The sequence below is a fragment of the Sphingomonas larreae genome (genome assembly GCF_051400595.1).
Lineage (GTDB): Bacteria > Pseudomonadota > Alphaproteobacteria > Sphingomonadales > Sphingomonadaceae > Sphingomonas.
The window spans coordinates 1695225-1714494 of sequence record NZ_JBLFFI010000001.1 but is presented as its reverse complement, the minus strand read 5'-3'; the positions used below and the strand labels follow the sequence as shown (position 1 = coordinate 1714494).

The 19270-nt window shown below is 70.1% G+C and carries 18 protein-coding genes; 7 read left to right on the top strand and 11 right to left on the bottom strand.

Translation table 11 applies throughout. The features are described from left to right. Positions 1 to 194 precede the first annotated feature (194 nt). From ACMGDM_RS07845 to rfbH, 5 genes are all read left to right on the top strand, one after another. Positions 195 to 1700, top strand: a complete 1506-nt coding sequence (locus ACMGDM_RS07845) for a hypothetical protein (protein ID WP_436803524.1) — start codon at positions 195 to 197, stop codon at positions 1698 to 1700. 71 nt (positions 1701 to 1771) lie between these two features. After that, positions 1772 to 2761 (top strand): 2Fe-2S iron-sulfur cluster-binding protein, encoded by a 990-nt coding sequence (locus tag ACMGDM_RS07840; protein ID WP_436803523.1) that lies wholly within the window; start codon positions 1772 to 1774, stop codon positions 2759 to 2761. Positions 2762 to 2771: 10 nt separating this feature from the next. Then, positions 2772 to 3542: a glucose-1-phosphate cytidylyltransferase gene (rfbF, locus tag ACMGDM_RS07835; RefSeq protein ID WP_436803522.1), complete on the top strand. Its 771-nt coding sequence runs from the start codon at positions 2772 to 2774 to the stop codon at positions 3540 to 3542. Beyond that, entirely contained in the window at positions 3530 to 4618 is a 1089-nt protein-coding gene (rfbG, locus tag ACMGDM_RS07830) for a CDP-glucose 4,6-dehydratase (protein ID WP_436803521.1), read from the top strand. Before rfbF ends, rfbG begins: the two co-directional genes overlap by 13 nt. A gap of 14 nt (positions 4619 to 4632) precedes the next feature. Then, the gene (rfbH, locus tag ACMGDM_RS07825) at positions 4633 to 5946 is read left to right on the top strand and encodes a lipopolysaccharide biosynthesis protein RfbH (protein WP_436803520.1); all 1314 of its coding nucleotides are present in this window, start codon (positions 4633 to 4635) and stop codon (positions 5944 to 5946) included. A 92-nt stretch (positions 5947 to 6038) separates the two neighbouring features. Here rfbH and ACMGDM_RS07820 read toward each other — a convergent pair whose 3' ends face one another. The 11 genes from ACMGDM_RS07820 to ACMGDM_RS07770 form a co-directional block, all read right to left on the bottom strand. Next, on the bottom strand, positions 6039 to 6416 hold the full coding sequence (locus tag ACMGDM_RS07820; RefSeq protein ID WP_436803519.1) for a hypothetical protein: 378 nt from the start codon (positions 6414 to 6416) through the stop codon (positions 6039 to 6041). Positions 6417 to 6745: 329 nt separating this feature from the next. Then, entirely contained in the window at positions 6746 to 7744 is a 999-nt protein-coding gene (locus ACMGDM_RS07815; RefSeq protein WP_436803518.1) for a 4-hydroxyproline epimerase, read from the bottom strand. A 13-nt stretch (positions 7745 to 7757) separates the two neighbouring features. Continuing rightward, complete coding sequence (locus ACMGDM_RS07810; RefSeq protein ID WP_436803647.1) at positions 7758 to 8672, bottom strand: dihydrodipicolinate synthase family protein; 915 nt, start codon at positions 8670 to 8672, stop codon at positions 7758 to 7760. A gap of 68 nt (positions 8673 to 8740) precedes the next feature. Further along, positions 8741 to 10486, bottom strand: coding sequence for a DUF885 domain-containing protein (locus ACMGDM_RS07805; RefSeq protein WP_436803517.1), 1746 nt, complete (start codon positions 10484 to 10486; stop codon positions 8741 to 8743). A gap of 302 nt (positions 10487 to 10788) precedes the next feature. Next, the gene (locus ACMGDM_RS07800) at positions 10789 to 11544 is read right to left on the bottom strand and encodes a gamma-glutamyl-gamma-aminobutyrate hydrolase family protein (protein ID WP_436803516.1); all 756 of its coding nucleotides are present in this window, start codon (positions 11542 to 11544) and stop codon (positions 10789 to 10791) included. A gap of 2 nt (positions 11545 to 11546) precedes the next feature. Continuing rightward, on the bottom strand, positions 11547 to 12515 hold the full coding sequence (gene epsC / locus ACMGDM_RS07795) for a serine O-acetyltransferase EpsC (protein WP_436803515.1): 969 nt from the start codon (positions 12513 to 12515) through the stop codon (positions 11547 to 11549). Positions 12516 to 12622: 107 nt separating this feature from the next. Beyond that, on the bottom strand, positions 12623 to 14107 hold the full coding sequence (gene rpoN, locus ACMGDM_RS07790) for an RNA polymerase factor sigma-54 (protein ID WP_436803514.1): 1485 nt from the start codon (positions 14105 to 14107) through the stop codon (positions 12623 to 12625). A gap of 28 nt (positions 14108 to 14135) precedes the next feature. Further along, positions 14136 to 14930: an LPS export ABC transporter ATP-binding protein gene (lptB, locus tag ACMGDM_RS07785; RefSeq protein WP_436803646.1), complete on the bottom strand. Its 795-nt coding sequence runs from the start codon at positions 14928 to 14930 to the stop codon at positions 14136 to 14138. Positions 14931 to 15292: 362 nt separating this feature from the next. Beyond that, on the bottom strand, positions 15293 to 15868 hold the full coding sequence (locus tag ACMGDM_RS07780) for an LptA/OstA family protein (RefSeq protein WP_436803513.1): 576 nt from the start codon (positions 15866 to 15868) through the stop codon (positions 15293 to 15295). A gap of 12 nt (positions 15869 to 15880) precedes the next feature. After that, complete coding sequence (lptC, locus tag ACMGDM_RS07775) at positions 15881 to 16513, bottom strand: LPS export ABC transporter periplasmic protein LptC (protein WP_436803512.1); 633 nt, start codon at positions 16511 to 16513, stop codon at positions 15881 to 15883. Next, a complete protein-coding gene (locus tag ACMGDM_RS07770; protein ID WP_436803511.1) occupies positions 16506 to 17126 on the bottom strand; it encodes a ribonuclease D in 621 nt (206 codons plus the stop codon). Before ACMGDM_RS07770 ends, lptC begins: the two co-directional genes overlap by 8 nt. 265 nt (positions 17127 to 17391) lie before the next feature. Between ACMGDM_RS07770 and ACMGDM_RS07765 the strand changes: the two genes are divergently transcribed. Both ACMGDM_RS07765 and ACMGDM_RS07760 read left to right on the top strand, forming a co-directional pair. Continuing rightward, entirely contained in the window at positions 17392 to 18219 is an 828-nt protein-coding gene (locus ACMGDM_RS07765) for a cold-shock protein (protein WP_436803510.1), read from the top strand. Between the two features lie 150 nt (positions 18220 to 18369). Continuing rightward, positions 18370 to 19203, top strand: a complete 834-nt coding sequence (locus ACMGDM_RS07760) for an endonuclease/exonuclease/phosphatase family protein (protein WP_436803509.1) — start codon at positions 18370 to 18372, stop codon at positions 19201 to 19203. The last annotated feature ends 67 nt before the right edge of the window (positions 19204 to 19270 follow it).

Genomic DNA, 19270 nt, shown 5'->3' with positions numbered 1-19270 from the left:
TGGATCGTCAGCGTCCTCCGACAGGCGCCGGAACTCAGTGCCATTTGCCCCCGTCCGCCGCTCTGGGCTCCAGCTTGCGCGGCAGCACGGTGGAGCCTGGTTGAGAAAACTCTAGATGCGAGCACCGCGGGCTCACACGCATCGCTCCGCCTAAGCTTAACCGAATGCTAGGCAAGTTCTGCAAGGGTGCGGCCATGTCGGTCGTCACCCTCGCCCCGCCGCGATCCGTGCTGCTCGCGGTGCCGCGCGCGCGCTGGCTCGCGCTGGGCGTCGTCTCGCTGGCGCTGCTCGGTCGGCTGTTCTCGGGCTGGACCGCGCCGTTCGGCTTCGATGAGACCTTCTCCGGGGTGATCGCGGCGCAAGCCGACCCTGCCGCGCTGATCGACTGGTGCCTGCACGAGATCGGCGGACCAGTCTATTATGTCGCGCTATGGGGCTGGGCGCAGTTGTTCGGCACCGGGCTCGCGGCGCTGCGCGCGTTCAGCCTGATGGCCTCGCTCGCCGCGCCTTTCGTGATCCTGCGCTGGGGCCATCCCGATCGCGCGACCCGGCTCTACTGGGCGTGCCTGGTCGCGCTTTGGCTGCCCGGGCTCTCCACCGCCACCACGGCGCGCTGCTACGCGCTGCTGCTGCTCGAGACGACCGCGCAGGCGATCGCCTTCCGCCGGCTGCTCGTCGTCACGGAGCGGCGCGAGGCGACCACCTGGGTCGCGCTGTCGGGGCTGGCGGTGCTCACGCACTATCACGCGGCGTTGCTCGCGCTGGTCCAGGGATTGACGTTGCTGGGGCTGCGCCGACGCGCCGCGCTGCGCTGCTGGCCGGCGCTGCTGGCGCTCGTTCCGGTGGCGGCGTGGATGGCGTTCCACCTTACCTTGCTCGCCAGCTTCGCCAGCGAGGGCGCCTGGTATCCACTGGTAGGCATTGCCGATCTAGGACGGCTGCCGACGATCTTCTTCGGCACGATCGTGCTCGGCGGCGCGATGACCGCGCTGGTGCTGCTTGCGCTCGCCCTCCCCTCGTGGCGTCCGCGCGGCAGTGACCGGATCGACGCCGCAGTGGCGCTGTCCGGCGTAGCGAGCGTGGCGCTGATGCTGGCGATCGGGATGATCCGGCCGAGCTTCGTATGGCGCTATGCGCTGATGTGTGCGCCCGCGGTGCTGCTCGGCGTCACCGTCTGGGCGCGCGGGCTCGCCTCGCGCACCCCGCTGTTGCCGGGCGCGATGCTGGCGCTGTTCGCCGCCTCCACCGCGGGACAGATCGTCGGGCAGTGGCGGACGCCGAGCGATGAAGTGCGCTACAATCTCAATCTGGGCCGTCCGAGCGACTGGCTGGTGGCGCGCGACGCGCGCCGGCTCGGCTTCGTCTGGGACAGCCCGACCGGGCGGCTCAGCCAGCCGGACCGGATCGCCGAGGTGATCGGCTTCGGGCCGCGCCAGGCCGGGCATCCCGTCACAGTCTCGATATTGCCGCAACCCGCCGGCGTGCTGCCGTCGCGGGTGATCGCGCGAGCGGCGGCGATGCGACAGATCGACTCACTTGTCTGGCTCGCCGACGCCACCGTACCCGGCACGCGCGAGCGACCGCGTGCGGCAGTGCTGCGGCGCCTCGGCTGGCGGTGCCGCGACTTCGGCGGCGCGCTGATCGTCATGCTCACCTGCCGCGCACCAGACGTCGACGGCCTGGGCATGGAACCACGTTAGTTCAGCCGGATCGACACTTCTGCTGCGGCACGTGCTGGACTGTCGCGCTCAAGGCTTTAGTAGCGCGCGGCATGTCCCATGTCGTGCTCCGCAATCAGCGCCGTTTCGCCGCCGATCCCGGCGTGTCGATCCTCGACGCGGCGCGGTCGCACGGGATCGCGCTCGAATATAGCTGCCGGACCGGCCGCTGCGGCGTCTGCAAGGCGGCGGTGACCGCGGGCACGACCATCGTGCTGCGCGCCGAGGACGAGGGCCTGACCCGCGACGAGGCCGCGGCCGGCATGATCCTCACCTGCTGCCGCGCCGCCAAAGGCGAGGTGGCGCTCGACGTCGAGCCGCTCGACCGGCTCGCCGGGCTCGAGACCAAGACCATCCCGGCGCGGATCGTGTCGCTCGACCGGCTCGCCGGCGACATCGTGAGGGTGGTACTCAAGACCCCGCCGGCCTCGCCGCTGCGCTTCCTGCCGGGCCAGTATATCGACGTGATCGCGCGCGACGTGCGGCGCAGCTACTCGCTCGCCAATGCGCCGCGCGCGGACGCGCTGCTCGAGCTCATCGTCAAGCGCTATCCCGGCGGCGCGCTCAGCGAATTCTGGTTCGAGCACGCCAAGGTCAACGATCTGCTGCGCATCGAGGGACCGTTCGGCACCTTCTTCCTGCGCGACGCCGCGCCCACCCACCTGCTGTTCCTCGCCACCGGCACCGGCATCGCCCCGGTCAAGGCGCTGCTGGAGGAGCTCGCCGCCGACCCGGCGCGCGCGGCGCGGCACCGCCTCAGCGTCTTCTGGGGCAATCGCGCAAGCGAGAGCTTCTGCTGGGACCCGGTCGCGCTCGGGCTCGACGTCGGCGTCCATCACCTCCTGTCGGGCGGGGAGGCGGACTGGGCGGGGGGGCGCGGCTATGTCCAGGATGCCGCGGTGCGTGCCGGGCTCGACCCCGCTGACACGGTGGTCTACGCATGCGGGTCGACCGCGATGATCGCCGCGGCACGCGACACTCTCTTGGCGCTCGGCCTTCCGCCGACCCGCTTCTTCTCCGACGCATTCGTCAGTTCGAACTAGGTTGGCACCCATGAAGGCAGTAATTCTGGCCGGCGGTCTCGGCACCCGTTTCGCGGAGGAGACCAGCCTTCGCCCCAAGCCGATGATCGAGGTCGGCGGACGTCCGATCCTGTGGCACATCATGAAGATCTACGCCGCACACGGCGTCACCGACTTCGTGATCTGCTGCGGTTACAAGGGCTATATCATCAAGGAATATTTCGCCAATTATTTCCTGCACATGTCGGATGTGACGTTCGACATGAAGGCGAACCAGATGATCGTCCACGAGCGCCGCGCGGAGCCCTGGACGGTTACCTTGGTCGACACCGGCGACACGTCGCAGACCGGCGGCCGGCTCAAGCGCATCGCCGATCACGTCAAGGACGAGGAGCTGTTCCTCTTCACCTATGGCGACGGCGTGGGGGACATCGACATCACCGCGTCGATCGCGTTCCACCGCGCGCACGGCAAGGCCGCGACGATGACCGCGACCTATCCGCCGGGTCGCTTCGGCGCGCTGGAGATTGAGGAGGGCCAGATCACCCACTTCCTCGAGAAGCCGCAGGGCGACGGCGGCATGATCAACGGCGGCTTCTTCGTGCTGTCGCCGCGCGTGCTGGATTATATCGCGGGCGACGACACCTTGTGGGAGCAGGAGCCGTTGCGCGGGCTCGCCGCGGACGGCGAACTGATGGCCTATGAGCACCACGGTTTCTGGCAGCCGATGGACACGCTGCGCGAGAAGCAGCATCTCAACAGCCTGTGGGACAGCGGTAAGGCGCCGTGGTGCGTGTGGTGAACGGGCGCGTCGACCCTGCCTTCTGGGCGGGCAAGAAGGTGTTCCTCACCGGGCATACCGGGTTCAAGGGCAGCTGGCTGTCGCTGTGGCTGCAGCAGATGGGCGCGGAGGTCACCGGCTTCGCGCTCGCGCCGCCGACCGAGCCCGCGCTGTTCGAGGCAGCGCGCGTGGCCGAGGGGATGACCTCGCTGATCGGCGACATCCGCGACCGTGACGCACTCGCCGCCGCGCTCGCCTCGGCCGCGCCCGAGGTGGTGATCCACATGGCGGCACAGCCGCTGGTGCGCGCCTCCTACGACGATCCGGTCGGCACCTATGCCACCAACGTGATGGGCACGGTGCACCTGCTCGAAGCGGTGCGCCGTTCGCCGTCGGTGCGCGCCACCTGCATCGTCACCACCGACAAATGCTACGAGAATCGCGAGTGGCCGTGGGGCTATCGCGAGGACGAGGCGATGGGCGGGTACGACCCGTACAGCAACTCCAAGGGCTGCGCCGAGCTCGTCACCTCGGCCTACCGCCGCTCCTTCTTCGGCGCCGCGGACGCGGCCGCGCTCGCCTCGGGGCGCGCGGGCAACGTGATCGGCGGCGGCGACTGGGCGACCGACCGGCTGATCCCCGACATCCTGCGCGCGATCACCGCGGGCCAGCCGGTGCCGATCCGCAACCCGCACGCGATCCGCCCGTGGCAGCACGTGCTCGAGCCGCTGTCGGGCTATCTCGTGCTCTGCCAGGCGCTGTGGCACGATCCCGCGCGCGCCGCCGCGGCGTGGAACTTCGGCCCGCGCGACGATGATGCGCGCCCGGTGCAGTGGATCGTCGAGCGGCTGTGCGCGCTGTGGGGCGACGGCGCGGCGTGGCAACGCGACGCGCGCGAGCAGCCGCACGAGGCGCATTACCTCAAGCTCGATATCTCCAAGGCGCGCGCGGCGCTCGGCTGGCAGCCGCGCTGGTCGCTCGACGAGGCGCTCGCGCGCATCGTCGCGTGGCAACGCGCCTGGCACGCCGGCGCCGACATGCGCGCTTATTGTCTCGACGAGGTGGCGCAGTTCGCCGCCGCCCCTGTAGCTGCTTAGGATCCGGAACTTTCATGACCGCTGACGACCTCCGCAAGGAAATCCGCAAGCTTGTCGGCCAATATGCCGAGACCCAGTTCGCGCCGCGCGCGTTCGTACCGGGCGAGACCGTGATCCCGCCCGCGGGCAAGGTGATCGGTGCGCCCGAACTGGAGCTGATGGTGGAGGCGTCGCTCGACGGCTGGCTCACCACCGGGCGCTTCAACACGCAGTTCGAGGCCGGGCTGGCGGCGCTGCTCGGCGCGCCGCACGTGCTCACCACCACCTCGGGCTCGTCGGCCAACCTGCTGGCGCTGTCGTGCCTCACCAGCCACAAGCTCGGCGAGCGCCGGCTCAAGCCCGGGGACGAGGTGATCACGGTGGCGGCCGGCTTCCCCACCACGGTCAATCCGTCGATCCAGCACGGGCTGATCCCGGTGTTCGTCGATGTCGACGTGCCCACCTACAATATCGACGCCAGCCTGATCGAGGCGGCGATCACCGACAAGACCGGTGCGATCATGATCGCGCATACGCTCGGCAATCCGTTCAACCTCGCCGAGGTGCGCCGCATCTGCGACGCGCACGACCTGTGGCTGGTCGAGGATTGCTGTGACGCGCTGGGCGCCACCTATGATGGCAAGAAGGTCGGCCTGTGGGGCGACGTCGCCACCGTCAGCTTCTATCCCGCGCATCATATCACCATGGGCGAGGGCGGCGCGGTGTTCACCCAGTCGGCCGAGCTGCGCCCGATCATCGAGAGCATCCGTGACTGGGGCCGCGACTGCTATTGCGCGCCGGGCTGCGACAATACCTGCGGCGTCCGCTTCGGCCAGCAGCACGGCACGCTGCCATTCGGCTACGACCACAAATACGTCTACTCGCACCTCGGCTATAATCTGAAGATCACCGACATGCAGGCAGCATGCGGGCTGGCGCAGCTCGACCGCGCCGAGGGCTTCGTCGCGGCGCGGCGGCGCAACTTCGCGCTGTTGACCGAGCGGCTGCGCTCGCTGGAGGAAATCTTCATCCTGCCCGAGGCGACGCCCAACTCGGACCCGTCGTGGTTCGGCTTCCCGCTGATGCTGCGCGAGGGCGTCGACGCCAAGCGCGTCGACCTCACCCGCTTCCTCGATCAGAACAAGATCGGGACGCGGCTGGTGTTCGCCGGCAACCTGACGCGCCAGCCCTATTTCCAGCACGTCGACTATCGCGTGGTGGGCGAGCTGACCAACACCGACCGCGTGATGAACAACAGCTTCTGGCTCGGTCTCTATCCGGCGCTCGGACAGGAGCATTTCGATTACGTCGGCGAGAAGCTCGAGGAGTTCTTCGGGCTGAACTTCTGACGGCAGGCGGCGGCCGGCCGTCCGCGGTCTGATCCGAGTCGAACCGTGCTCCGGCGGACACCGGAGCACGCCGGAGCGTCGAGAGGAACGAATCAGGGCCGCTGACGCTGCTCGTTGCTCGGGCGCTCGCGCGGCGCGTCGCCGTCGCGCAGCCGGTCGCCCGCTGCGGTGAGCGCGTCGCCGGCGCGATCGCGCGCGCGGTCGGCGTGGCGACGAACGTCGCGCTCGAGCTGGCGCGAGGCGTCGTCGATCCGGTCCGCGGCGCGGTCGAGCGACCGCACGGCGACGTCGTCCGCCTGGTTTGCCATCGTGTCGGTGAGCGAGTCGACGCTCGCGGCGACATTGTCCGCGGCGTCGCCGATCTCCCCCGCGATCGCGTCGCCGGTGCGTTCGGACTGGCGCTCGACCCGGTCGCCGCAGGCGGCGAGCGCGAATGCGGCAACCGGGGCGACCAAGGCGATACGTTTCATCGGGCAGGCTCCTCTCACCTCGATCAATGACCAAGGCGGGCGGATGGTTGCCCGCATTCAGGCGGCGCGGCGTGGCGCCTCCGCCTTGAGGAAGACGATGAAACGCTCGGTCGCGCCGTCGAGCGTGCGCGCAGACGGTGCTCGACCGCGCGATCGAGCACCGTCTGCGACAGCGTGGCGGTGGTGCGCACCGCCGCGGCGACCTCGTCGATGCGGCGCTCGATCAGCTCGGCGCCTGTGGCGGTGCGCGCCGCGCCCGCCTCGATCCCGGCGGCAAGCTGGCGCTGGTCCGCCGCGAGGCCGCGATCCCCGCCCGCGGCGCCCTTCCCTCACGTCACCTGGAACCCCGCCCAGAAGGCATCGGCGCGATCGATCCAGATCGTGTTGAAGCCGGTCGCCACCGCCGAGCCCTCGATCGAGGGAACGATCGCGGGCACGCCGCCGAGCGTGGTCGCCGCCTCGACGCGGCCGATGAAGCGGCTGCCGATATAGCTCTCGTGGACGAAGCGATCGCCCACCGTCAGCGTGCCGCGGTCGGCGAGATGCGCGAGCCGCGCCGAGGTGCCGGTGCCGCAGGGCGAGCGGTCGATTGCCTTGTCGCCGTAGAATACCGCATTGCGCCCGTCCGCGTCGTTCGCGCGGGGGCGGTCGACCCAGAGCACGTGGCTGACGCCGCGGATCGTCGGGTCGAGCGGGTGGACCGGCTCGACCTTGGCGCGCACCGCCGCGCGCACCAGCCGCGACGCCGCGACCAGCCGGTCCGCCCCCATCGCGTCGAGCGCGACATACGCGCCCTGCGGCTCGACGATCGCGTAATAATTGCCGCCATAGGCGACGTCGACGGTGAGCCGGCCGAGCTCGGCGACCTCGATCTCCACTCCGCGCGCCGCGACATAGCTCGGCACGTTGGTGATCCGCACCGCAGTCACCGTCTCGCCCGCGACCTCATAGGCGATGTCGATCACGCCCGCGGGCACCTCGACGCGCAGCCGCCCCGGTGTGGCGGGCTGGATCAGCCCGTGCTCCAGCCCGAAGGTGATCATCCCGATCGTACCGTGCCCGCACATCGGCAGGCAGCCGCTCGTCTCGATGAACAGGATGCCGACATCGGCGTCGGCGGTGGTGGGCGGGTAGAGGAAGCCGCCCGACATCATGTCATGGCCGCGCGGCTCGAAGCACAGCCCGGTGCGGACCCAGTCGTAACGCGCGAGGAAGTCCTGGCGGCGCTCGGACATGGAGGCGCCGCGCAGCAGCGGCGCCCCCCCGGCGACGAGCCGCACCGGGTTGCCCGCGGTGTGACCGTCGATGCAGAAGAAGGTGTGGCGCATGGAGCGCAAACTATCAGGCCGCGGCGGGCAGCGACAAGCTCGGACGCGTGGCGGCCGCCTGTTCGACCATCGCGATCACCTCGGCGCGGCGCGCGCCGGTGAGCACGTAGCGCGGCGGCAGCACGCGCTCGGAGCCGCGCCCCATTACCTGCTCCGCGAGCTTGATCGACTGGACCAGGTCATGCTCCGCGTCGAGGTGGAGCAGGGGCATGAACCAGCGATAGATCTCGAGCGCCTTGGCATGATCGCCGCGCTCGAACGCCGCGACGAGCTCGACCGATTCCCTCGGAAAGGCGTTGGTGAGGCCGGACACCCAGCCCTTCGCGCCGAGGTACAGGCCCTCCAGCGCGACATCGTCGAGCCCGGCGAACAGCACATAGCGGTCGCCGAACGCCGCGCGAAAGTCGGTGAAGCGCCGCGTGTCGGGCGCCGATTCCTTCACCGCCACGATATTCTCCACCGGCACGAGCTGTTCGAGCACATAGCGGTCGATCACGGTGCGATAGGCCGGCGGGTTGTTGTACAACATGATCGGCAGCGCGGTCCGCTCCGCCACGCCGCGGAAATGCGCCACCAGCTCGTCGGGCTTGGGGACATAGACCATCGGCGGCAGCAGCATCAGTCCGTCGGCGCCGGCCTTCTCCGCCGCCTGAGCGTAGCGCGCGGCGCGGCGCGTGTCATATTCGGAGACGCCGGTGATGACTGGCACGCGCCCCTTCACCACCTCGACGATCGCGCGCAGCACGGCGACCTTCTCGTCATAGTCGAGCGAGTTGTTCTCGCCCACCGTACCCAGCGCGATAATTCCGGTGACGCCGTCGCGGATCAGCTCGTCGACGACCCGCTGCGTATCGGGCAGGTCGAGCGTGAGATCCTCGCGCACCTGCGTCGTTACCGCCGGGAACACACCCTTCCAGCCTATCGCCATCATCGATCCCACTTTATGTCTTTTACGCCCGAGATCGTATACAAGTGGGTCAGGCATAAGCAACCGCGTCATTCCTCGTCGGGATAGGGGCCGCGCCCGCCGTCCTTGATGAGGCGATCGACGCGCCGGTCGATCTCCGCCACGGGCACCGAACCGAGCGCGAGCACCGCGTCGTGGAAGGCCTTGATGTTGAACCTCGGCCCGAGTGCCGCTTCCGCGCGCGCACGCGCGCGGCGGATCGCGAGCTGGCCGGTGTAGTAGCTCAGCGCCTGCCCGGGCCAGGAGATGTAGCGATCCACCTCGGTCGTCACCTCATGATCGGACAAGGCGGTGTTATCGCGCAGATAGGTCTGCGCGCGCTCGCGGCTCCAGCCCATCGCATGGATGCCGGTGTCGACCACCAGTCGCGATGCGCGCCATGCCTGATAGCTGAGCATGCCGAACAGATCGTAGGAAGTCTCATACATCCCCATCTCCTCGCCCAGCGTCTCGCAATAGAGCGCCCAGCCCTCGCCATAGACCGACAGATAGGTGTCGCGACGGAACCGCGGCAGATCCTTGTTCTCCGCCGCGAGCGGCATCTGGAAGGCATGCCCGGGCGCGCTCTCGTGCAGCGTCAGCGCGGGCAGTGCGTAGAGCGCGCGCGCGGGCAGATCGTAGGTGTTGACCAGATACACGCCGGGGCCACCGCGACCAGCGGTGTAGAAGGGCGCGACATCGGCGGGCACCGGGCGGATCGCGAAGCGGCTGCGCGGCAGCCGGCCGAAATAGCGCTCGGCCTTGCCGTCGAACGTCTTGGCGATCCACGCCGCGCGATCGAGCAGTTGCTGCGGCGTCTTGGCGTAGAAGCGCGGATCGGTGCGCAGGAAGGTGAGGAACGCGGGCAGATCGCCCTGGAACTTCACCTGCGCCATCACCTCGAGCATGCGCGCGCGGATCTGGGCGATCTCGGCGAGCCCGATCGCGTGGATCTGCTCGGGCGTCTGCGGCAGCGTCGTATATTCCCCCACCTTGGACTGATAATAGGCCTTGCCGTCGGGAAGGTCCGCGGCCGCAAGCGTGGTGCGCGCGCCGGGAAAATAGTCCGTGCGCAGAAAGGCGAGCAAGCGGCGGTGCGCCGGCACCACCGCATCGCGGATCGCCGCCTCGCCCTCACGGCGCAGCGCCGCCTGGGTCGCCGCCGGGATCTGCTTCGGCATGGTCACGAAGGGCGCGTAGAAAGGATTGTCCGCGGTCGACGTGGCCTCGGCCACCTGCGCCACGCCGATGTCGCGCCCCGTCAGCGTCACCTTGGGCGGGGTGAAGCCGCGCTTGAGCCCGGCGCGCATATTGGCGATCTGCTGGTCGAAGTAGCGCGGCAGCTCGCGCAGCATCGAGAGATAGGCGCGATAGTCCTGCTCGGTCGCGAGCGGGTCGCGCGCGGCGGCGGCGACATCGCCCCAGAAGCTGGTGTCGGCGGTGAGCGGCTTTTCATAGTCGCGGAAGCGTTGCTCGTTGAGGAGCGCCTCGACCTGCTGACGATAGACCGCGTAGTTCACCTGCTCGGCCGGCGAGAGATCGGCAAGGCGAATCCGGCGCAGCCGCGCCGCGGTGTCCTCCCATCGCCTCAGCCGCACCGCCTGCGCCGCCGGGCCGACGTCGGGCAGATGCGCGCGCGCCTCGCGGCGACTGTCCTCGTCCGCGGCGAGCTGCTGCTGCCGCCACGCATATTCGTCGGTGTAGAGCGCGCGCAGCGTCGCGTCGGCACTGCCCTGCGTCGGGGCGGCGCTCGCCGGCACCGCCACCATCATCGTCGCGCCGAGCAGCGCTGCCATTGAATTCCTCACTCAACCTCCCCGATCGCCATGATGTCGGCGTAGAGCGCGGCGGGCGTTCCCACACGCGCTTTCTCGCTCCGCGCGCGGGGCGCAAGCGTAGCTCCGGCGCTGCCCCGCCCTCCTTAGTCATCCTGAACTTGGTTCAGGATCCACCGCACCGCTTGTTCAACCAGCCAGTTCGCCCGCGGGACCATGGATCCTGAAACGAGTTCAGCGTGACGGCAGTGGCGGTGGCGGCGCCCATCGCCTCTCGCGCGGGAGCGGCCGCCGCGCCCTTGCCCGCGCCGCCGCGCCCGGCCTCAATGCACCCGCTCGCCTTCGCCGCGCAGCGCCGCGCCGATCAGCGCGAAGAAGGCGCGGCTGCCCGCGCTCGACTCGACGTCCCACTCCGGATGCCATTGCACCGCCAGCACCTCGGCGCCGCAGCCGGGCGCCGCGACCGCCTCGATCACCCCATCGTCGCTCGACCGCGCCTCGACGCGCAAGCCCCCGCCGAGCCGGTCGATCGCCTGCTCGTGGACCGAGTGGACGGTCAGCTGCCGCTCGCCCGTCGCGCGCGCCAGCCGGCCCTCGGGCGCGAGGCTGACGTCGTGACGCAGCGTGAACAGCTCGGCATAGTCGCGTTGCGCCCAGCTGCCACCGCGCAGATGGCGGCCACAGCACGGGTCGGCCGAGAGCGAGCCGCCGAACAGCACGTTGATCTCCTGCAAGCCGCGACAGATGCCGAACACCGGCTTGCCCGCCGCGATCATCGCGTCCGCCAACGACAGCGCCACCTCGTCACGCGCGCGGTCGAGCGCCTCGGGCGGCAATGTAAGCGTGCCGCCGTAGCGCTCGGGCGCGACGTGCGAGCGCGAGCCCGTCAACAGCAGCCCGTCGAGCGGTGCGGCGAGCGCGGCAGCGTCGTTGGCGCCGGTCAGCGCGGGGACCAGCAGCACGGTCGCGCCCGACACCGCCGCCAGCGGCTGGACGAAGCGGCTCGCCACCGCCTGTACGGGGCGATGCGCCACCTCGTTGCAGCACAACACCCCGATCAGCGGCCGCCGCGACGCCATGTTCAGTCTCCCGCCAATCCGTCGCGCCAGCGCTCGCCATCGGCGGGCGCCAGCACGCGCGCGACCGGCTGCGCCACGGTGCGCCCCGCCGGCACGTCCTCGAGCAGCCAGACGTTGCCGCCGATCATCGCGCCGCGCCCGATCGTGACGCGGCCGAGGATCGTCGCGCCGGCATAGATCACCACATCGTCCTCGACGATCGGATGGCGCGCATAGCGCTCGCGCGGGTGGTCCGACGCGTCCGCCAGCGGGGTGCGCGCGCCGAGCGTGACGTGCTGGTACAGCCGCACGCGCTCGCCGATGATCGCGGTCTCGCCGATGACCACGCCGGTGCCATGATCGATGAAGAAATGCGCGCCGATCGTCGCGCCGGGATGGATGTCGACGCCGGTACGCTCGTTGGCGATCTCCGAGATCAGCCGCGCGGTGATCGGCGCGCCGAGCTGGTAGAGCGGGTGCGCGATACGGTGGTGGAGACTGGCGATCGCGCCGGGATAGCAGACCAGGATCTCGTCCGCGCTGCGCGCCGCGGGGTCACCGAGGAAGGCGGCGGCGACGTCGCTGTCGATCAGCCGCCGCACCTCGCCGAGCGTGGCGAGGAACAGCCGCACGATCGTCGCGGGCTGCTCGGGATCGAACGCGCCGCTGCGCGCCTCCGCCTGCCAATAGGCCAGCTCGGCGCCGATCTCGCGCTCCAGCTCGGTCGCGGCGGCGAGCAGTTTGGCGGCGACGAAGCCGTCCTCCTCGACCGCGCCGCCGCGATACTGGCCGAGCCGGCGCGGGAAGAGCGCGGCGGCGAGCGTCTCCACCACGCGCTCCAGCGCCGCGCGCGAGGGGAAGGTGCGCGCTTCCGCGGACGGATGGTCCGCACGCCAGGTGTCGCGCGCGCCGCGCAGTGCGGTGACCGCGTCGGTGATCGCGGAGCCCTGCCCCACCCGGTCCGTGACGCTACCAGCCGTCGCTCCGCTCATCGCTCGCCTCCCTCCGCCTGTGCCGAGGCAACAATGATACCCCACCGAACGAGTAGGTGATCCAAGCTTTTCTTGCGCGGCGAGGAGGTTCGCGCGCGTCGCATCGGTCAGGCGCGCTGCAACGCGCGGGCGCGGCGGCGCTGCACCGAGCTGCCGATCCCCATCGCCTCGCGATATTTCGCGACCGTCCGTCGCGCGATCCCGAAGCCCTTGGCGTTGAGCAGCTCCACCAGCGTGTCGTCGGACAGGATCGTGTCGCCCTCGCCCGCGATCAGTGCGCGGATGGCGCTCTTCACCGCCTCGGCCGAGACCGCGTCACCACCGTCCGCCGCCGCGATCGCCGAGGTGAAGAAATACTTCAGCTCGAACAGACCGCGCGCGCAGCTGAGATATTTGTTGCTGGTGACGCGGCTGACGGTCGATTCGTGCAGCTCGATCGCGTCCGCCACCTGGCGCAGCGTCAGCGGGCGCAGGTGCGCGACGCCGTGGAGGAAGAAGGCTTCCTGCTGGCGCACGATCTCGGTGGCGACCCGGATGATGGTGCGCTGGCGCTGGTCGAGCGCCTTGACCAGCCAGTTGGCGCTGGCGAGCTTCTCGGCGAGCCAGGTCTTGCCCGCGCGATCCTGCGCGCCGCCCGCCAGTTCGCTGTAATAGCTCTTGTTGACCAGCACGCGCGGCAGCGTCGCGGCGTTGAGCTCGATCGCCCAGCCGCCGCGCGCGCGCGTGACGGTGAGATCGGGGATCACCGGCGCGGGCGCGTCGCCGCCGTAGCGGAAGCCGGGCTTGGGATCATAGCCGCGCAGCTCGCGGATCATGTCCGCCATATCCTCGTCGTCGGCGCGGCAGATCTTCTTGAGCCGCGCCAGTTCGCCGCGCGCGAGCAGGTCGAGATGGTCGAGCAACCGCGCCATCATCGGGTCGTAGCGGTCGGCGTCGCGCGCCTGGATGGCGAGACATTCGGCGAGGTCGCGCGCGCCCACGCCGGTGGGATCGAACCGCTGTATTGCGACGAGCACCGCCTCGACGCGCGCGAGCGGAACGCCGAGCCGCTGCGCGACGTCGTTCAGGTCGGCGCTGAGATAGCCGGCCTCGTCGATCTGGTCGATCAGCGCGCGCGCGATGAACAAATCGGCGTCGTCGAAGGTGGCGCCGGCCTGCGCCAGCAGCACGTCGGCGAGGCTCTCGCTGGTGTCGGCGAACGAGTCGAAGTCGATCGCCTCGCCGCTGCCGCTCGCGGCGCTGCCGCTGCCGATGTCGCCGACGCGCTCCGCCGCCGATTCGCTCGGCCCGTCGTCGAACCGCTCGGCGGCGATGTCGACGTCGAGCGATTCGCCCGCGGCCGCACCCGCCATCACCAGCTCGTCGGCGCCGGCGGGCTCGTCGCGCGGCGCGTCGGCGGCCGGGGCGGCGGCGGTGGGGGCGTCCTCGGCCGGGGACGTCGCGTCGAGCAGCGGGTTGCGCTCGAGTTCCTCGGCGATGACGCCCTCGATCTCGAGGTTGCTCAGCGCCAGCAGCTTGATCGCCTGCTGGAGCTGCGGCGTCATCACCAGCGACTGCGACTGGCGCAGGTCGAGGCGCGGGGCGAGGCTCACGGGATCACGGGTCCGCGGCGCATCGGCATTACAGTGTGAAGCTCTCGCCCAGATAGAGGCGGCGGACGTTCTCGTCGCGCACCAGCTCCTCGGGGCTGCCGGTGAACAGCACCTTGCCGTCGTAGATGATGTAGCCGCGATCAACGATATCCAGCGTCTCGCGCACGTTGTGGTCGGTGATCAGCACGCCGATGCCGCGCTCCTTGAGCTGGCACACCAGGTCGCGAATGTCCGCGATCGAGATCGGATCGATGCCGGCGAACGGCTCGTCGAGCAGCATGATCGAGGGGTCGGCCGCGAGCGCGCGGGCGATCTCGGCGCGGCGCCGCTCGCCGCCCGACAGCGCCATGGCGGGCGCGTCGCGCAGCCGGGTGAGGCCGAAGTCGGCGAGCAGCGTCTCCAGCTTCTCGGCGCGCGCGGCGGCGTCGGGCTCGGCCAGCTCGAGCACGGTAAGGATGTTCTTCTCGATCGTCAGCCCGCGAAAGATCGAGGTCTCCTGCGGCAGATAGCCAAGGCCGAGGATGGCGCGGCGGTACATCGGCAGGCCGGTGATATCGTCGCCGTCGAGCATGATCCGGCCCGAGTCGGGCTTCACCAGCCCCATCACCGAGTAGAAGCACGTCGTCTTGCCCGCGCCGTTCGGCCCGAGCAGCCCGATCACCTCGCCATGGCCGACCGACACCGACACGTCGGTGAGCACGACGCGTTTGTCATAGCTCTTGGCGATCGACACCACTTGGAGCCCACTCTGCACCGGCGCCTCGTGGATCGGCGCGACATGATCGAGCGCGTCGCGGTCGAGCTGGGTGGTGACGCTGTCCATCGCCGTCAGGCCTCGCATAACAGGGTTACCGGATCGCTAACGGCGCGCCGGTTGGCAGGGAACGTGCATGCCCGATCGGCGCGCGTGTTTGAAGGGGGCACGTGGCGAGCGGTGCGTGGGCGGGGGTGAAGTAGAGGGGGAGCGCTGGGGTGCTCGCGGTACGAGGCGCAGGGCCCACGGGCCTCACCCGTGAACGATGCCGGGCGGCCGGATGCGGCACGCCCCTCGCGGCATCCCGGACTTCGTCCGGGATCGATGGTGCCACGAGTCTCGCCAGCGCTGCTCCTGCCGAGCGGCGCTCCCGGATCATGTCCGGGATGACGGCAGTCTCGCAGCGTCTCCGAAGGACGCGCTCGCCCCGCTCAGTTCCGCTTCGGTACCGAGAAGGTCCCCGTGACGCGCCCGCTCGGCGCCTGGGTGACGTTGCCCGCGCCGCCGCTGCCGCCGCCCGCCACGGACGAGCCGTCGATCACCGCGCGCCCGGTGTCGAGGTTGATCGTCAGCCGGCCGCCGTTGACGGTATTGCCCGCCTGCGTCAGCCGCACCGCGCCCAGCATCGTGATGACGCGACGGTTGAGGTCATAGACCGCGAAGTTGCTCCGCGCGGTCTGGTCGGGGCGCGTCACCGTCACCCCGCCCGAGGCGTCGAGCCGCGACACCTGCGGGTTCCCGTTCTCGACCTGTCCGGTGTATGCCACGGTCATCCGCGCCGCGGTAAGCGTCATCTCGGCCTGACGCACGTTGACGTGCCCGGCGAGCACCGCGCGATTGGCACGGTCCTGCAGCTCGATGTGATCGGCGCCGAAGTCGATCGGCGCGGCGCTGTTGTGGCGCGTCTGCGCGGCCGCACCGCCCGCGAGCAGCAGCGCGAGCAGCGGAACGAGCCCCGTGGCGAGCAGCGGGGCTCGGGGGGCGACCGGGGCGAGAGGGCGCAACATCAAGCGCTCTTTCTATTTTCTCGGGTCGATCCGCAAGCGCGCATTGCCGTCAAGCGTGACGGTGCGCGCCTCCAGGTCGGCGCGCATCGTATCGCCGCTGAACGTACCCTGCCGCACCGTGCCGGTCACCGCCGCGGTGGAGCGCAGCTTGCGCGACTTGAGATCCACCACCGCGTCGTTGGTGTCCAGCGCGTAATTGTTCGGGCCGCGCACCTTGATGGGGCCGTCGACCTGGACCTGCTCGCTGTCCATGTCGTAGCGTCCGGTCGGCGCGGTCATCTCCGCGGGCCCGTCCGACAGCCGGATCGCAGCGGCAAGATCGCGAATCCCGACGATCGGCTCGGCCGAGCTCTTCTGGAGTGCCGAGCCGGCGGTGAGCGCGAACGGCTGGCCCTTGGTGTCGGTGCCGCGATAGCGCGCCTGCTGGATCTTGAGTCGCTCGTGCGCCACCTCGACGCGGTTCTTGTCGAGCACGAACGAGGCGTCGCCGCCCATCGTCAGCGGCGCCATCACGAGGAAGGCGAACAGCACACCGATCGACAGCGGCAGCACGCGGTTGGCGGTGGCGATCAGGCGATCGTGCCGCCCGCCGGGCTGTGCCCAGCGCTGCCGCTCCGAGCGCGTGCGCAGCGCCACCTCAGACATGCGCGAAGATATCCACCTCGGGCCAGCCGGCGAGATCGAGCTCGGCGCGCGCAGGGAGGAAGTCGAAACACGCCTGCGCCAGCGCGGTGCGGCCCTCGCGCGCGAGCCGGCGGTCGAGCTCGGCGCGCAGCCGGTGGAGGAAGCGCACGTCCGAGGCGGCATAGTCGCGCTGCGCATCGCTCAGTTCGGGGCCGCCCCAGTCGGACGATTGCTGCTGCTTGGAGATGTCCTGGCCGAGCAGTTCGCGCACCAGCTCCTTCAGCCCGTGCCGGTCGGTATAGGTCCGCACCAGCCGCGACGCGGTCTTGGTGCAATAGACCGGCGCCGCCACCACGCCGAGATAGTGGCGGATCGCGGCGAGGTCGAAGCGCGCGAAATGGTAGAGCTTCACGCGCGCGAGATCGGCCAGCACCGCGCGCAGCACCGGTGCGGCATAATCGCTGCCGGGATTGAAGCGGACGAGATGCTCGTCGCCCTCGCCGTCGGACAATTGCACCAGGCACAGCCGGTCGCGCGGGGTGATCAGCCCCATCGTCTCGGTGTCGACCGCGATCGCGGCGCCCGGGGCGAACACGTCGCCGGGCAGGTCTTCCTCGTGGAAATGAACAGTCATGCGGCCGGCTCTAGCGACCCGGCGGCGCCGGCTCAACGCGAACCTTGATCAAGCGCTGCGACGGACAGTGGCTATCGTGCGGTGAGCAGCAAGTTGCTGGCACTTCGGCAAAGAAAAGACGTGCACAACGATTCGACGGGGCTTGTTTGATAGGCTATGACAGGTGATGCGGCGCAGTAGGACCTGCGCCTGGGGAACCGCGTTCGCCGTCCTGCGCGTGGTCTCGTTGAGAATGTTCGGGCGGACCGGGAAGACGAACAGGGTTATGGGTTACGACAAGGGCGGCCGCGGCAATCGCGGCGGGCGTGGGCGCGACAAGCGCGACGGTTTCGGCGGCGGTGACGATTTCGGCGGCGGTGGCGGCGGCTTCGGTGGCGGCGGCTTCGGTTACGAGGATCGCGGCGGCTTCGGCGGCGGCGGTGGCAACCGCGGCTTTGGCGGCGGCGGCGGCGGGTTCGGCGGCGGCGGCGGCGGTGGTCGCGGCTTCGGCGGCGGCGGCGGTGGGTTCGGCGGCGGCGGTGGTGGCGGCTTCGGCGGCGGCCGCGGCATGCCCCCCCAGGTCGTCGGCGAGGGCACGGGCGTCGTCAAGTTCTTCAACGCGCAGAAGGGCTTCGGCTTCGTGGTGCGCGATGACGGCGGCGAGGACGTGTTTGTTCACATCTCCGCGGTGGAGCAGGCCGGCCTGACCGGTCTGGCCGAGGGTCAGCCGCTCGGCTTCACGCTGGTGGATCGTGGCGGCCGCATCTCGGCGACCGACCTCAAGATCGAGGGCGAGCCGATGCCGGTGACCGATCGCGCGCCCCCGCGCGAGGGTGGCTTCGGTGGTGCGCCGGGCGGCGCACGCAGCGGCGGCGGCGCTCCGCAGCGCCAGCTGACCGGCGAGAAGGCCACGGGCACGGTGAAGTTCTTCAACGCGATGAAGGGCTTCGGCTTCATCCAGCGCGACGATGGCCAGCCCGACGCCTTTGTCCATATCTCGGCGGTCGAGCGTGCGGGCATGCCGACGCTCAACGAGGGCGACCGGCTGCAGTTCGAGATCGAGGTCGATCGGCGCGGCAAGTACGCCGCGGTGAATCTCTCCTCGTCGAGCTGATCGTTCGTCGATCACGATGATGTAGACGGCCCGCCCGGCCTCGCCGGGCGGGCCGTTCTTCTTTCAGCCTCCGAGCGCCGCCGCGCCCTCTCGCGCCGGGCTTGCCCGCCGCGCCGCGCTCGCGCATCCCCCGGGCGAGGGAGCTCCACCATGACCGCACGCCATCGCATCATCGCCCGACGCGCCGCACTGCTCGCGCTCGCCGCGTTGGCTTCCGCCTGCGCGCCATCGCTCAAGGTGATGACCTACAACGTCCGCTACGCCGCGGATGACGGGCCGCAGCCATGGCCGTCGCGTCGCCCCGCCGCGGTCGCGATGCTGCGTCACGTGCACCCCGACGTGATCGGCACACAGGAGCTGCTCCAGCGCCAGGGTGACGACATCGTCACCGCGCTGCCCGCCTATCGCTGGTTCGGGCGCGACCGGATGGGCGGGCACGCCAATGAGCATATGGGCATCCTGTACCGTGCCGACCGGCTGACGCTGCGCCGCCAGGGCGACTTCTGGCTATCCGACACGCCCGAGGTGGTCGGCAGCCAGAGCTGGGGCACCGACCTGCCGCGCATGGCGACCTGGGGCGAGTTCGAACTCAAGCGCGATCCGTCGCGGCGCTTTCTGCTGGTCAACACGCACCTGCCGCACCGCGACGTCGACGCCGTCGCGCGCGACCGCGCCGCGGCGGTGCTGCTCGCGCGCATCCCGACGATCGCGCCCGGTCTGCCGGTAGTGTTGACGGGTGATTTCAACACCACGCCCGACAGCGACGCCTATCGCCGGTTGGCCGCGTCGATGCACGACGCCTGGAGTGATCGCCCGGGAGGCGAGACCTTCCACGACTTCACCGGCGTGGCGGAGAAGCGGATCGACTATATCTTCCTTGATGGCGCCCGCGCGCGCGGGACGACGGTGGTGACGGAGCGTCCGGGCGGCGTGTGGCCATCGGACCATTTTCCCGTGGTCGCGAAGCTGACGTTTCTGCGCTGACGACAACAGTCGTCGGCTAGATTCACGGCGGCAATGGAACGGCCCTCGCCGCTGGCGCTTCGACCAA

What these genes read in the sequence shown, in the direction of transcription:
- ACMGDM_RS07845 (WP_436803524.1), top strand. Translation starts at nt 195, where the DNA reads ATGTCGGTCGTCACCCTCGCCCCGCCGCGATCCGTGCTGCTCGCGGTG.
- ACMGDM_RS07840 (WP_436803523.1), top strand. Translation starts at nt 1,772, where the DNA reads ATGTCCCATGTCGTGCTCCGCAATCAGCGCCGTTTCGCCGCCGATCCC.
- rfbF (WP_436803522.1), top strand. Translation starts at nt 2,772, where the DNA reads ATGAAGGCAGTAATTCTGGCCGGCGGTCTCGGCACCCGTTTCGCGGAG.
- rfbH (WP_436803520.1), top strand. Translation starts at nt 4,633, where the DNA reads ATGACCGCTGACGACCTCCGCAAGGAAATCCGCAAGCTTGTCGGCCAA.
- ACMGDM_RS07820 (WP_436803519.1), bottom strand. Translation starts at nt 6,416, where the DNA reads ATGAAACGTATCGCCTTGGTCGCCCCGGTTGCCGCATTCGCGCTCGCC.
- ACMGDM_RS07815 (WP_436803518.1), bottom strand. Translation starts at nt 7,744, where the DNA reads ATGCGCCACACCTTCTTCTGCATCGACGGTCACACCGCGGGCAACCCG.
- ACMGDM_RS07810 (WP_436803647.1), bottom strand. Translation starts at nt 8,672, where the DNA reads ATGGCGATAGGCTGGAAGGGTGTGTTCCCGGCGGTAACGACGCAGGTG.
- ACMGDM_RS07805 (WP_436803517.1), bottom strand. Translation starts at nt 10,486, where the DNA reads ATGGCAGCGCTGCTCGGCGCGACGATGATGGTGGCGGTGCCGGCGAGC.
- ACMGDM_RS07800 (WP_436803516.1), bottom strand. Translation starts at nt 11,544, where the DNA reads ATGGCGTCGCGGCGGCCGCTGATCGGGGTGTTGTGCTGCAACGAGGTG.
- epsC (WP_436803515.1), bottom strand. Translation starts at nt 12,515, where the DNA reads ATGAGCGGAGCGACGGCTGGTAGCGTCACGGACCGGGTGGGGCAGGGC.
- lptB (WP_436803646.1), bottom strand. Translation starts at nt 14,930, where the DNA reads ATGGACAGCGTCACCACCCAGCTCGACCGCGACGCGCTCGATCATGTC.
- ACMGDM_RS07780 (WP_436803513.1), bottom strand. Translation starts at nt 15,868, where the DNA reads ATGTTGCGCCCTCTCGCCCCGGTCGCCCCCCGAGCCCCGCTGCTCGCC.
- lptC (WP_436803512.1), bottom strand. Translation starts at nt 16,513, where the DNA reads ATGTCTGAGGTGGCGCTGCGCACGCGCTCGGAGCGGCAGCGCTGGGCA.
- ACMGDM_RS07770 (WP_436803511.1), bottom strand. Translation starts at nt 17,126, where the DNA reads ATGACTGTTCATTTCCACGAGGAAGACCTGCCCGGCGACGTGTTCGCC.
- ACMGDM_RS07765 (WP_436803510.1), top strand. Translation starts at nt 17,392, where the DNA reads ATGGGTTACGACAAGGGCGGCCGCGGCAATCGCGGCGGGCGTGGGCGC.
- ACMGDM_RS07760 (WP_436803509.1), top strand. Translation starts at nt 18,370, where the DNA reads ATGACCGCACGCCATCGCATCATCGCCCGACGCGCCGCACTGCTCGCG.